This window comes from Trichlorobacter ammonificans (genome assembly GCF_933509905.1).
GTDB lineage: Bacteria > Desulfobacterota > Desulfuromonadia > Geobacterales > Pseudopelobacteraceae > Trichlorobacter > Trichlorobacter ammonificans.
The window spans coordinates 2982586-2996086 of the sequence record NZ_OW150024.1; the positions used below are offsets into that span (position 1 = coordinate 2982586).

At 62.1% G+C, this 13501-nt stretch carries 14 protein-coding genes; 13 read left to right on the top strand and 1 reads right to left on the bottom strand.

The features are described 5' to 3' along the window. Positions 1-16: 16 nt before the first annotated feature. From gpmI to RAK07_RS13710, 13 genes are all read left to right on the top strand, one after another. On the top strand, positions 17-1549 hold the full coding sequence (gpmI, locus tag RAK07_RS13650) for a 2,3-bisphosphoglycerate-independent phosphoglycerate mutase (RefSeq protein ID WP_305733384.1): 1533 nt from the start codon (positions 17-19) through the stop codon (positions 1547-1549). Continuing rightward, on the top strand, positions 1546-2202 hold the full coding sequence (locus RAK07_RS13655) for a fumarylacetoacetate hydrolase family protein (RefSeq protein ID WP_305733385.1): 657 nt from the start codon (positions 1546-1548) through the stop codon (positions 2200-2202). The genes gpmI and RAK07_RS13655 overlap by 4 nt, the downstream gene beginning before the upstream one ends. Before the next feature lie 120 nt (positions 2203-2322). Continuing rightward, positions 2323-2631: a 50S ribosomal protein L21 gene (rplU, locus tag RAK07_RS13660; protein ID WP_305733386.1), complete on the top strand. Its 309-nt coding sequence runs from the start codon at positions 2323-2325 to the stop codon at positions 2629-2631. Positions 2632-2670: 39 nt separating this feature from the next. Beyond that, entirely contained in the window at positions 2671-2925 is a 255-nt protein-coding gene (gene rpmA, locus RAK07_RS13665) for a 50S ribosomal protein L27 (protein ID WP_305733387.1), read from the top strand. 145 nt (positions 2926-3070) lie between these two features. After that, positions 3071-4462: a UbiD family decarboxylase gene (locus RAK07_RS13670; protein ID WP_305733388.1), complete on the top strand. Its 1392-nt coding sequence runs from the start codon at positions 3071-3073 to the stop codon at positions 4460-4462. Between the two features lie 147 nt (positions 4463-4609). Next, a complete protein-coding gene (locus RAK07_RS13675; RefSeq protein WP_305733389.1) occupies positions 4610-5218 on the top strand; it encodes a TetR/AcrR family transcriptional regulator in 609 nt (202 codons plus the stop codon). Further along, positions 5215-6366 (top strand): efflux RND transporter periplasmic adaptor subunit, encoded by a 1152-nt coding sequence (locus RAK07_RS13680; protein ID WP_305733390.1) that lies wholly within the window; start codon positions 5215-5217, stop codon positions 6364-6366. Before RAK07_RS13675 ends, RAK07_RS13680 begins: the two co-directional genes overlap by 4 nt. Continuing rightward, entirely contained in the window at positions 6363-7565 is a 1203-nt protein-coding gene (locus RAK07_RS13685; protein ID WP_305733391.1) for an ABC transporter permease, read from the top strand. Before RAK07_RS13680 ends, RAK07_RS13685 begins: the two co-directional genes overlap by 4 nt. A 2-nt stretch (positions 7566-7567) precedes the next feature. After that, on the top strand, positions 7568-8278 hold the full coding sequence (locus RAK07_RS13690; protein WP_305733392.1) for an ABC transporter ATP-binding protein: 711 nt from the start codon (positions 7568-7570) through the stop codon (positions 8276-8278). 187 nt (positions 8279-8465) lie between these two features. Beyond that, a complete protein-coding gene (locus tag RAK07_RS13695) occupies positions 8466-8849 on the top strand; it encodes a response regulator (protein ID WP_305733393.1) in 384 nt (127 codons plus the stop codon). After that, positions 8842-9483, top strand: a complete 642-nt coding sequence (locus RAK07_RS13700; RefSeq protein ID WP_305733394.1) for a chemotaxis protein CheC — start codon at positions 8842-8844, stop codon at positions 9481-9483. Before RAK07_RS13695 ends, RAK07_RS13700 begins: the two co-directional genes overlap by 8 nt. Further along, the gene (locus tag RAK07_RS13705) at positions 9473-10399 is read left to right on the top strand and encodes a sensor domain-containing diguanylate cyclase (protein WP_305733395.1); all 927 of its coding nucleotides are present in this window, start codon (positions 9473-9475) and stop codon (positions 10397-10399) included. Before RAK07_RS13700 ends, RAK07_RS13705 begins: the two co-directional genes overlap by 11 nt. Further along, on the top strand, positions 10396-12006 hold the full coding sequence (locus tag RAK07_RS13710) for a chemotaxis protein CheA (RefSeq protein ID WP_305733396.1): 1611 nt from the start codon (positions 10396-10398) through the stop codon (positions 12004-12006). The genes RAK07_RS13705 and RAK07_RS13710 overlap by 4 nt, the downstream gene beginning before the upstream one ends. Here the strand turns inward: RAK07_RS13710 and RAK07_RS13715 are convergent. Then, entirely contained in the window at positions 12003-13409 is a 1407-nt protein-coding gene (locus tag RAK07_RS13715; protein WP_305733397.1) for a phosphoglucomutase/phosphomannomutase family protein, read from the bottom strand. The genes RAK07_RS13710 and RAK07_RS13715 overlap by 4 nt on opposite strands. Between the last annotated feature and the right edge of the window lie 92 nt (positions 13410-13501).

Genomic DNA, 13501 nt, shown 5'->3' on the forward strand with positions numbered 1-13501 from the left:
AAAGAAAGGCCCGCAGATGCAAAAACCGCTCATGCTGATGATTCTGGACGGCTGGGGAATCAACCCGAGTCCCGACAACAACGCCGTGGCCCTGGCCGCCACCCCCACCCTCGACCGCCTGCTGGCCGAGTATCCCGCCACCACGCTCCGCACCTCCGGCCTGGCGGTAGGACTGCCGGAGGGACAGATGGGCAACTCCGAGGTGGGACACTTAAACCTCGGTGCCGGCCGGATCGTCTACCAGGATCTCACCCGTATCAGCAAGGCCATCGACGACGGTGATTTTTTCACCAACCCGGTGCTGCTGGAGTGCATTACCACAACCAGGTCAAAGGGGGGCCGTCTGCATCTGGCCGGCCTGCTTTCCGACGGCGGTGTCCATTCCCACAACACACACCTGTATGCCCTGCTTGAACTGGCCAAGCGCCGGGGGATGACCGAGGTATTCGTCCACTGCCTGCTGGATGGCCGGGACACGCCCCCCCAAAGCGGGAGCGACTACCTGGCGCAGCTGGAGGCCGAGATCGCACGGATCGGCTGCGGCAGGATCGCCACGGTCATGGGCCGCTACTACGCCATGGACCGGGACAACCGCTGGGAGCGGGTGCAGAAGGCCTACGACGCCATGGTGCTGGGACAGGGGGAACAGCGGGCCTCGGCACGGCAAGCCATCGAGCAGAGCTACGCCGCCGACGTCCATGACGAATTCGTCCTGCCGGCCGTGATCTGCGACAACGGCCGGCCCGTCGGCACCATCAACGACGGTGACGCCGTCATCTTCTTCAACTTCCGTTCCGACCGGGCGCGGGAGATCACCAGGGCCCTGACCTTCGAGCAGTTCAACGGTTTCGCGCGGGCACGGGTTCCCCAACTGGCGTCCTACGTCTGCATGACCGAATACGACGCCACCTTCCCGCTGGCGGTGGCCTACGGCCAGGAAGAGCTGACCAACCTCCTGGGCGGCGTGCTGGCCGCTGCCGGCATGGAGCAGCTCAGGATTGCCGAGACCGAGAAGTACGCCCACGTCACCTTCTTTTTCAACGGCGGCGTGGAAACTCCGTTCCCCGGCGAGGAGCGGGCCCTGATCCCCTCCCCCAAGGAGGTGGCCACCTACGACCTTAAACCCGAGATGAGTGCCTACCAGGTCACCGAGGAGCTGCTGAAACGGCTGGACCAGGGGCGCTACGACGTCATCATCCTCAATTTCGCCAACTGCGACATGGTGGGACACACCGGCATCCTGCCGGCAGCCGTCAAGGCGGTGGAAGCGGTGGACGCCTGCGTCGGCCGGGTGGTGGAGAAAATGCGGCACTTGGGCGGTACGGTGCTGATCACCGCCGACCACGGCAATGCCGAGCAGATGGTGGACGAGCATGGTGAACCGCACACCGCCCACACCTGCAACCCGGTACGGCTGATCCTGGTGGATGACAGCCGAAAAGACACCATCCTCAAAGATGGCGGCAAGCTGGCCGACATCGCCCCCACCATGCTGAAGCTGCTGGGACTGCCGCAACCACAGGAAATGACCGGGGAGAGCCTGCTATGAAAACCGCGACCATACCCGCCACCGACAACGAATACCTCATCGGCAAGATTCTCTGCATCGGCCGCAACTACGTGGATCATATCAAGGAGTTGGGCAACGAAACCCCGGCGGCACCGGTGGTGTTCATGAAACCGGCCAGTGCGGTGATCGGCAGCGGTGAAGCGGTCGTGATCCCCTCCTGCAGCAACGACTGCCACTACGAGGCGGAACTGGCGGTGCTGATCGGTACCGACGGCAAGAATATCCCCGAAGCCGAGGCCCTGTCCCATGTGGCGGGCTATGGCGTGGCCATCGACATGACCCTGCGGGACATACAGGACGGCCTGAAAAAAAAGGGGCTTCCCTGGGATATCGCCAAAGGATTCGATACCTCCTGCCCTCTTTCCGACTTCGTACCGGCCGCTCAGGTGGCCGACCCGCAGAACCTGACCGTCCGGCTGACCCTGAACGGCGAAGAGCGCCAGAACGGCTCCACCGGCCTGATGATTAACGGCGTGGCCCGCATCATCAGCCACCTCTCCACCATCTTCACCCTCGAAGAGGGGGATATCATCCTCACCGGTACTCCGGCGGGGGTGGGACGGGTAGTGGCCGGCGACCGCCTGGAGGCTGCCATCGATGGGGTCGCCACCCTCAGCGTCACCGTTGCCTGATCTCCGCCGCGCCCGGATTCCGGAGGCGTAATTTTTTCGTTGCGCAAAAAGTGCTTGACTGCCCCTACGCCTTTCACTATAGTTCACAACTCTGTAAAAAACGAACAGGTGGTATCAATCATGTACGCTGTGATCAAAACCGGTGGCAAGCAATACAAAGTCGCTGAAGGCGACTTTCTGAAGGTTGAGAAGCTGGACAAGGCCGTGGGCGACACGATCGAGTTCAGCGAGGTACTGATGGTTGGTGGTGACACCATCAAGATCGGCGCTCCCGTGGTGGCCGGCGCCCAGGTGACCGCCAAGGTTGCCGTACAGGGGCGTGACAAGAAGGTGCTGGTATTCAAATCCAAGCGCCGCAAGAACAGCCGCAAGCTGATCGGTCACCGCCAGTACCACACTGTGCTGAAGATCGAGAAAATCAGCGCTTAGCTTCAGACTTAATCCGTAACCAGCGAAGGAGATTACGCCATGGCACATAAAAAAGGAGTCGGCAGTTCCCGGAACGGCCGCGATTCAGACGGCCAGCGACTCGGCTGCAAGAAGTTCGGCGGGGAAACCGTCAAGGCCGGCAACATCATCTACCGTCAGCGGGGCACCACCATTCATCCCGGTACCAACGTCGGCTGCGGTAAGGACTACACCCTGTTCGCCCTGATCGAAGGGGTGGTGAAGTTCGAGCGGATGGGACGTGACCGCAAAAAGGTTTCGGTCTACCCGGCCTAAGCAACCTGCACCCCTACGACATTCATAAAGCCCGGCATTCATGTGATGCCGGGCTTTATGCGTTTGCCCCCCTGATTGACCGCTCCGCTCTCCGGAGGTATAACTCTCTGCTATAAATCAGGCAGACGGGGAAAGGGGCTCCACCATGTTTTCATCGCTGCACGACTTCCTGCAGCATCTCGAACGGATCGGCGATCTGCACGAAATCGATGCGCCGGTTTCGCCTGATCTGGAGATTGCCGCCATCGTCCGCCGGATCAGCAACAACGTCAGATCCTCACCGGCATTACTCTTCCGTACCCCTGCCCCGTTTTCCATTCCGGTTGCCGCGAACCTGTTCGGCTCCCGTCGTCGCATGCGCCTGGCACTGGGACTGGACAGCCTCAACGATCTGACCAACGCCGTCAACGCTGCCCTTGCACCGATCACCGCTGCGTCCGACATTTCACGCCTGGGGGCCGCACTGGCCGGAGGGGCGTCGCTTCCGCCATCGCTGCTACCGCATGAGCTGGTTCCCTGTCGGGAAGAACCGGTGCTTGGCGATGATCTGCTGCAGCTTCCCTTTCACCGAAACTGGCCCGCGGACGGTTCCGCTGCCGGTAGCGGCCGCTACATTACCCTTGGCCAGGTTGCCACCATTGATCCAGAAGGCTCCCGCCACAATTACGGCATCTACCGCTGCCAGATCCATGACTCCCGCACTCTGGCCATCCGCTGGCGAAAAGGTAGCGGCGCCGCGGAGCACCACCGACGGTTCATCGAACGGAACGAGCGGATGCCCGTTGCCATTGTCCTGGGGGGACCACCGACCCTGATCCTGGCGGCAGCTTGGCCGCTGCCGCCGGGCATCGACGAACTGGCCTTCGCCGGATGGCTGCGGGGTGTCGAAATACCGATGGTTGCCTGCCCCCACGGCCCCCTGCAGGTTCCAGCAGAAGCAGACATAGTGATCGAGGGGTTCGCAGAGCCGGATCAACCGTTGGTCGAGGGCCCCTTCGGCAACCATACCGGCCGCTACGATCCGGCCGGACCGGCGGCACGGGTGACGGTTACCCGTATCACCCGCCGCCGGAAGCCGGTCCTGCCGATCACGGTCGTGGGACCGCCGCCGCAGGAAGACTGCTGGATGATGCTGGGTTGGGAACGGATGCTGGCGGCCATGCTGCCCCGCTTGGTTCCCGGCATCCGGGATATTTTCATGCCGTTGCCCTGGGTATTCCGGCAGAGCGCCATCATCGCCCTGGAAAACCCAACCGCGCGCAGCGTGCGGGAAACGGCCCATGCCCTCTGGCGTCTGCCCTGGTTTGCCCAGGCCCGGCTGCTGGTGCTGGTGGAGAGCGACGCTCCCCTGGGCAACCTCCTGCAAGTGGCCTGGCGGGTGGTAAACGAACCGGACTGGAGTGACGACCTGATCCGCGATGAAACCGGACGTCGCTTGGCCATCGACGCAACCAGGCGGAGTTTTGGCGAGGGCTTGGAAGATCCGGCTACCGAACGATTGATCACCGGACGCTGGCAAGAGTACGGCCTGCCCTGAGGGGGAAAACAACAGGGCCCCCTGATGTCCGGAACGTTTGCAAATAGGTCTTGCATCATACAATCGCTTCCCGATAAGATAGTAATAAATTACTTACTTTGGTTTCCATCCGGAGTTTCCGGATGGAGACTACTTTAGGAGCGACCAATGGGCGAGCACCCCAAGCACCTGCCGGCGGATGAACGACGTGCGGCCACAGTGGAAGCAGTGGTCAATTTGGCAGCCGAGCAGAATCCCAGCGACATCACGACCACAGCCATCGCGCAGCGCATGGGACTCACCCAAGGTGCACTGTTCCGGCATTTCCCGACCAAGGATGCGATCCTCGAAGCCGTGATAACCTGGATGGCAGAATGCCTCCTCGCCCGGGTGGACGCGGCAGCGCAAAGCGCCGCTTCTCCTCTTGCCGCGCTTGAGGCGGTATTCATGACACACGTCGATTTCGTCTCCGAACACCCGGGCGCGCCGAGGATGCTCTTCGGGGAGTTGCAGCGGTCAGGAGACAGCTTACCCAAGAAGATGGTGCAGGCCCTGATTCAGCGCTACAGGGAACGGCTGTGCCAATTGCTTGAGGCGGGCAAGACACAGGGTGAGCTCGATGCACAATTGGATAGCGGCACGGCTTCCGTGTTGTTCATCGGCTCCATCCAGGGCCTAGTGATGCAATCCTTGCTCGCGGGCGACACTGCCCGTATCCGCCGTGATGCACCGGGCGTTTTCTCTATCTATCGCCGCGGCATAGAGAGCGCACCATGAAATTTCCTCGCACGCAGCGCCGCACACTGGCGCTCATCGCTCTCATCATTCCGCTTCTTCTGCTGTTCAGCTACGTCGCCGTGCGCTCCGGGCCATTAGCTCCTGTCGCCGTCACTGTCGGCGACGTAGAGTCCCAAACCATCGCCCCTGCCTTGGCCGGTATGGGAACGGTGCAGGCACGTTACACCTACAAGATTGGCCCGACCTTCGCCGGACGAGTCAAACGGTTGGATGTGCATGTCGGCGATACCGTGAAAGCGGGTCAAGTGCTGGGCGAGATGGATGCCGTGGATTTGGACGATCGCATCAACGCGCAACAGGCGGCTATCAAAAGTGCGGAAGCCGCCCTGCGGCAAGCTGAGGTCAGGGAAACCTTTGCGCAGACACAGGCCGCACGCTACGGGCAGCTTCTGGCTGTGCGCGGCACCAGTGAGGAAACCGTCGCCACCAAACGACAAGAGCTGGCAGTAGCCGGTGCGGCACTGGCGGCTGTGCGAGAAGACCACATGCGTTTGCGTGCCGAACTGGAAGCGCTTCGGGCGCAACGCGGCAATTTGCGATTAGTGGCTCCGGTGGCTGGATTGGTAGTGGCGCGTAATGCCGACCCCGGCACCACCGTGGTTGCAGGGCAGGCGGTGGTCGAAGTCATCGACCCGGCACACCTGTGGATTGACACGCGTTTCGATCAGATAAGCGCCGAGGGGTTGGCCGCAGGCCTGCCCGCCCGGGTTACTTTGCGCTCACGGCGAAGCCGGGACCTGCCCGGTCGCGTGCTGCGCATCGAGCCGCGGGCCGATGCCGTGACCGAAGAAACCCTGGCAAAGATCGTTTTCGACAGGATGTCCGTGCCCTTGCCGCCGCTGGGTGAATTAGCGGAGGTTACGGTGCAGTTGGGTGAACTGCCCGCCGCAGCGGTCATTCCCAATGCGGCGATCCGCACGGCCAACGGGCAACGTGGCGTGTGGAAGCTCGTTGATGGAGATTTGACGTTCGCTCCGATTGTACTGGGTCGTTCCGATCTCGATGGTCGCGTGCAGGTGCTCAAGGGGCTGGCGGTTGGCGACCGTGTCGTGATCTACAGCGAAAAGGCGCTGAGCGCCAGAAGCCGGGTTCACGTTGTCGAACGTCTGGCGGGAGTGTTGCCGTGATCAGCCTGGCAGGACGCGACATTCTGCATGCCTGGGGCAAATTCGTTTTCACCGGCATCGGGCTAGGCCTGCTGATTGGCGTCACCCTAACGATGGCGGGCGTGTACCGCGGGATGGTTGATGACGGCAAGGTGCTGCTGGACAACAGCGGCGCAGATCTGTGGGTGGTGCAAAAAGACACCCTCGGTCCTTATGCCGAGTCCTCCAGCATCCCGGACGATCTGTGGCGCAGTATCTCCACCATGCCCGGCGTGGTGCAGGCTGCCAACATCACCTACCTGACCATGCAGGTCGGCAAAGATGAGCGTGACGTGCGCGCCATGGTGGTCGGCATCGCGGCGGGCGAACCGGGCACACCGGGCTGGCCACCGCAGCTGGTTGCCGGACGCCAGATCACGCGCAGCCACTATGAGGCAGTGGCTGACATTGCCTGCGGCTTCCGGTTGGGCGACGTGCTCAAGATTCGTCGCAACCACTACACCGTCGTCGGCCTGACGCGCCGTATGGTGTCCTCCAGCGGCGACCCGATGGTGTTCATCCCGCTCAAGGATGCACAAGAGGCGCAGTTCCTCAAAGACAACGACGCCATCTTGATGCAGCGTCGTCGCACCGCGGCCAACCCGGTTTTCAACCGCCCCGGTGTGCCTGGGCTGCTCGATGCGGTTATTGCCGCCCAGACCGGCAACAACTCGGTCAACGCCGTGCTGGTGCGCATTAGTCCCGAGTATTCCCCCGCAGAGGTGGCGGAGCCGATCCGACGCTGGAAGCGGCTGACGGTTTATGGACGTGCGCAGATGGAAGAAATTTTGGTGGGCAAACTTATTGCCACATCGGCCAGGCAGATCGGTATGTTTCTGGTGATTCTGGCCGCTGTCAGCGCAGCCATCGTGGCCTTCATCATCTACACCCTGACAATGGACAAGATCCGCGAAATTGCCGTGCTGAAACTGATCGGCACAAGGAATCGCACCATTGCCGGAATGATCTTGCAGCAAGCCCTGGTGCTGGGCGCGATCGGTTTCGTCGTCGGCAAGATCACCGCGACCTTTGCCGCACCGCTGTTCCCCAAGTACGTGTTGCTGGTACCCATTGACTCGATTCTTGGCTGCTGCGCCGTGCTGGTCATCTGCGTGCTGTCGAGCATCGTTGCCATCCGCATGGCCCTCAAGGTTGATCCGGCCGAAGCCATCGGAGGTTGACGATGACGAGCAAAGGCATCCAGATCGAACGTTTGAGCAAGCGCTACGGAGAAGGCGATACCGCAGTCCTTGCCCTGAAGGATGTTAATATGCATGTTGCGCCCGGTGAGGTGGTCGGCTTGATCGGTCCTTCCGGCTCAGGCAAGAGCACGCTGCTCAAATGTCTGGGGGCTGTAATTGACCCAACCAGCGGGCGCATGGTGCTGAGCGACGAGGTGGTTTTCGACAACGGCTGGCGGGTGAGCGACCTGCGGGCACTGCGCCGGGACAAGATCGGCTTCGTGTTTCAGGCGCCGTATCTGATTCCGTTTCTCGATGTCACCGATAATGTGGCGCTGTTGCCGATGCTGGCCGGTGTGCCCAATGACGAGGCGCGAGAGCGTGCCGGGGAGTTGCTCGCCGCCCTGGATGTGCAGCATCGCGCCAAGGCCATGCCCGCACAGTTGTCCGGCGGCGAACAGCAGCGGGTGGCCATCGCGCGCGGGTTGGTCAACCGCCCGCCAGTCATTCTGGCCGACGAGCCGACCGCTCCGCTGGATTCGGTGCGGGCCATGGCGGTAATCCGCATCCTCAACGCCATGGCCCGGCGTTTTCAAACAGCAGTCGTCGTGGTCACTCACGACGAAAAGATCATCCCCACCTTCAAGCGTATCTACCACATCCGTGATGGCATTACCCACGAAGAGGAAGGCGAGGGGCGGTCATTGCAATAGCCGCCTGCCGCACGAACAAAAATCCTGCTTCGACACTGATACGTCGTGTCATGGCTCTTCCGTGATTTCTCAGCTATTCAGCAAAACCGTGTCTGGAACGTTTGTCCGGAACGTTTTGACAACACCGCCCCCCTTCAGTATAGTCAAACACCCACACGCAGGTATTTTTATATGGGGAGCACGCCGGATGGCCAAGATTCTGATTGTAGACGATTCAATTGTAGCGCGGATGAGCCTCAAATCCTGCCTGCCGAAAGAGGAGCACGAAATCGCCGATGCCGCCGACGGGGCCTCCGGTGTCGCCCTGTTCGCCAGCTTCAATCCGACCGTCACCTTTCTCGATCTGACCATGCCCGGTGTGGACGGCATTCAGGCGTTGAAGGAGATGAAGCAGAATCGCCCGGAAGCGGTCATCGTCATCCTCACCGCCGACATCCAGAAGCGGACCATCGAGATCGTGACTGAACTGGGAGCCTTTGCGGTTCTGAAAAAGCCTCCCCAGCGCCAGGAGGTGCTCACCGTCCTGGCACAGGCCCTGCTGGCGGCTGCGGGAGAACGACACCATGGATGATTCCCGGATTCTGACGCCGCTTGAGCGGGACGCCCTGCAGGAGATCATGAACATCGGCTTTGGTCGTGCCGCTGCCGATCTGGCCGATATCCTGGGAATTCATGTCATCCTCTCCATTCCCCATATCGCGGTGATGGCCACCAGCGAGGTCATTGAATATATCCATCGGGAAATCCCCGACACCAGCGACATGAGCATGATCACCCAGTTTTTCAGCGGCAAGCTGAATGGCGCCAGCTACTTGGTGGTTCCCCAGGGAGAGGGGCTCAAGCTGCTGCGCCTGTTCGACGAGGAAGCCAACCTTACCGGCCAGACCCACGATCTTGCCCTGCTGCAACGGGAGACCCTGCTGGAGGTGGGCAACATCATCATCGGCGCCTGTGTCGGCAAAATTGCCGAAATGCTGGGCGATACGGTATCCTACGCCCCTCCCCGCTTCTTTGCCCATGAAATGATCTACCACTCGCTGGAAGAAGGCCTCGGCGGCGACAGCAGCTTCGCACTGCTCTTCAAGACCGTCTTCGCCTTTGAAAACGACAACGTCAACGGCTACCTGTTCCTGGTCAGCAACCCCAATGTCATGGCGTGGCTGAAGAGCTCCATCGACGCCTACCTGAGCCAGTATGAACAGTGAGTACCGCCAGATATTCGACACCACCAATCAGGGGCTGGTGGTACTGGACCGCAACCTGACCGTCACCGACTGGAACCGTTGGATGGAAATGCACAGTTCCATCCGCGCCGACGAGATCATCGGGCGACCGCTGTTTGATTTCTATCCGTCGCTGCAGCACAAGCAAGCCTTTACCCGTGCCGTCAAGTGTGCCTTCAGCTTCGGCTCTTTCGGCTACTTTTCCCAGAAGCTGCACCACTACCTCTTCCCGATGCGCAACCCCCATGCCGGTATCGAGCTGTTCCCGCGCATGCAGCAGCACTGCACCCTTGGTCCCCTGCGGGACGAGAGCGGGCAGATCAACTCGCTTTTCATCGCAGTGCAGGATGTTACGGAATTCGTGCTCTACGAGCACCGCCTGATTGAAATGACCAGGGTGGACTCCCTTACCGGGTTATACAATCGCCGCTTCCTGACCCAGCGGCTGGAAGAGGAGCTGGAGCGGAGCAGACGCCATGGCAACCCGCTCTGCCTGATGCTGATGGATGTCGATCATTTCAAACAGATCAACGACAGCCGTGGGCACCTCTGCGGCGATCAGGTGTTGCGCTCCCTGGCGCAAACCCTGCGGGATATGTTCAGAAAAAGCGACATACTGGGCCGCTTCGGCGGTGAAGAATTCGTCTGTATTCTGCCCGAAACCACCTTGGAAAAGGCCTGTATCCTGACGGAACGCTGCCGCACCAGCATCGCCGACATTGAACTGTTCTATCAGAACACGCCGTTCGCCATCACCATCAGCGCCGGCGTCACGGAGTTGACGGTCAACGACTCCGCCGACAGCCTGATCCGGCGGGCCGACAATGCCATGTACCAGGCCAAGCAGGCCGGCCGCAATCGCTGCATCTGCACGCCTCCCCCCCCACCATCGCCATGACCCGCGAGGAACAGGCGGAAATTCGCTTTGCCTTTACCCTTGAAACCGCCGAGAATCTGGCGGAGATGGAAGCCGCACTGCTGGCGCTGGAACACCGGCCGGAAATCGGCGACGACCTGAACGCCCTCTTCCGGGCCGTTCACACGATCAAGGGCTCCGCCAGTATTGTCGGCGCGGAGGCGGTGGAGCTCTTCTGCCACGATACCGAGCACCTGCTGTCACGGCTGCGGGAACAGGAGCTGCCGCTCACCCGCGATCTGGTTGCCCTGCTGCTGCAGTGCCACGATCATATCCGCGCTCTGGTCAGCCTCTTCGAGGCCGATACCCCGACTGTGCCTCCCACCCACGCCCAGCTCCTCTCGCGCATCGCTTCCTGGCTGACCCTTCCCGCCCACGACCCCGCCGACCTGCAGGCGCGGGAGACGCTCACCCCGCCTGCCACGGACGCGGTTGCGGAGAGCAGCACCGACCGCAGGATCGTCAAAATCGAGTCCGGCAAGCTGGATCAGTTGATCAACCTGGTTGTGGAACTGGTTACCGCCAGCTCCGAACTGGAGTCCCATGTCAAGCGCACCGGCGACCCGGCTGCCACCGAGTCGGCAGCGGCCGTTTCCCTGCTGGTCAAACAGGTGCAGGAACGGGCCATGGTTTTCCGGATGGTGCCGGTGGGGGATCTGTTCCGGCGTTTTCAACGGATGCTGCATGACCTGTCCGCGGAAACCGGCAAGCAGCTGCGTTTGCGGACTGCGGGCGTGGACACGGAACTGGACAAGGTGCTGGCGGAGAAGATTCGCGAACCGCTGCTCCACCTGGTGCGCAACGCCGCCGACCACGGGATCGAGTCCCCAGCAGCACGCACTGCCGCCGGCAAACCCCCCTTTGGTACCATCAGCCTGAATGCCTGGCAGGAAGCCGGCTCCATCGTGATCGAGATTGCGGATGACGGCCAGGGGATCAATCGGGAGAACGTGCTGCAACGAGGGCTGGAGCGGGGACTGATCCGGCCGGGAGATATCGCCGGCCTTGACCCCCTTTCCCTGATCTTCGAGCCGGGATTCTCGACGCTTGAGCAGGCAACCAAGCTCTCGGGGCGGGGCGTGGGGATGGATGTGGTCAAGCAGATTGTGGAGGGACTGCGGGGAAAGCTGGAACTTGAGAGCCTCGAAGGGCGCGGCACCACGGTCCGCATCCGCCTGCCTCTCTCCCTGGCCCTGATCGATGGCTTCATGGTTGCTGTCGGCGACAGTCTCTTCATCATGCCGATGGAGCTGGTTGACGAGACGCTGGACTTATCCCCCGCCGACCAGCAACGACTGGCGAGCCGCGGCTACCATGACCTGCGCGGCGCGGCGCTGCCCTGCCTGGACCTGCGGGACGCCCTGCAGATCAGTGTACCGGCTCCGGCATCGCGTTTTGCCGTGGTGGCCAGAACCGGCACCAAGCGCACCGCCCTGGTGGTGGACCGCCTGGAAGGGGCGCTCAAGGCGGTCATCAAGCCGCTGGGCACCGCCTACCGGGACGTACGGATCATTTCCGGCGCCACCATCCTGGGAGACGGCTCCATCGCCCTGATTCTGGACATACCGGAGCTGCTGAAAACCGCCTAAACGTTTGCCACCTGCCGTGCCGCCCGCAGCAACTGCTCCACCATCGCCTCGTCTCCCGCCTCGCTGTACAGCCGCAGGACCGGTTCAGTACCGGAGGGGCGGATCAGCAGCCAGTCGCCGTTGTCGAAGAGGAACTTGAAGCCGTCGCTGAAATTGGTGCCGGTGACGCTACGGCCGGCAAAGTGGGTCGGCGGCTCGCTCCGCAGCCGCTCCAGCAGCCGCGCCTTAGCCTCCTGCTCGATAGTCAGGTCGATGCGGCGGTAGCGGAACTGGCCGATGTCGGCCATGACCGCCCCCAACTGTTCGCCCAGCCCCTGACCGGTCACTGCCACTGTTTCCAGCAACAGGAGTCCCATCAGAATACCGTCCCGTTCCGGGATATGGCCGGTGACTCCCAAGCCGCCGGATTCCTCGCCCCCCATCAGGATCGGGCGTTCCAGCATCAATTCGCAGATATGCTTGAAGCCGATCGGCGTCTCGTACAGCGGCAGCCCGTACCGTTCGGCCAGCAGGTCGATCATCCGGGTGGAGGAGACGGTCTTCACCACCCCGCCGGAGAGCCCCTTGCGTTCCACCAAATGCTTCAGCAGCAGCGTGAAGATGGCGTGCGAGGAAAAGAAGGCCCCCCGCTCGTCCACCGCCCCGATCCGGTCGGCATCACCGTCCAGGGCCAAGCCGACCCGGTAGCGGCCCGAGGCAACCAGCCGGGAGAGCTCTTCCAGGTGCTCGCCGATCGGCTCCGGCGGTTGGCCGCCGAAGCCGGGGTTCTCGTCGCCGTGAATCTCGTCGATGGTCAGCAGGCGGGCCAGGAAGCCGGAGCCGGCACCGTACATCGGGTCCACCACCGCCGGGATGGCGGCTGCCCTGATCTTCTCCAGGTCGACGCAGCGGGCCAGTTGCCGCAGGTAGCCGGTGGTCGCATCGAACAGTGCCACCCGCTCTTCCCGGACTGCCCGCTCAAAAGGGATGGCGTGGACCGGACGGCCATGCTCCCGGTTGTAGGCCACGATCTGCTCCAGCAGGGCGGTGGTGGTCGGCCGGGCCGAGCCGCCGTACTGCTCCTTGACCTTGAAGCCGTTATAGATCGGCGGATTGTGGCTGGCGGTCATCATGATGCCCGCACCGCTACCCTGCTCCTTGACCGCCCAGGAGACCGCCGGCGTCGGGGCATAGCTCTCGGTCAGCAGCACCCGGATATCGTTGCCGGCGGCGATCTCCGCCACCCGACGGGCAAACTCGGGCGACAGAAAACGGCGGTCGTATCCGACCACCAGTCCCTTGTCCGCCAGCCCCGCGCGGTGGAGCCAGTCCATGGTGGCCTGGGCCACCAGCGACAGATTGTCAAAGGTGAAATCGCGGGCAATCACGCCCCGCCAGCCATCGGTGCCAAACTTTATCTGCATGCCTTGCTCCCCATTATTCATACTGTATTGAAACGTAAGGTTGCTCAAAAATGACCGGATCGTCGCACCCGCAGCAAACCCCGCGGAGGCGT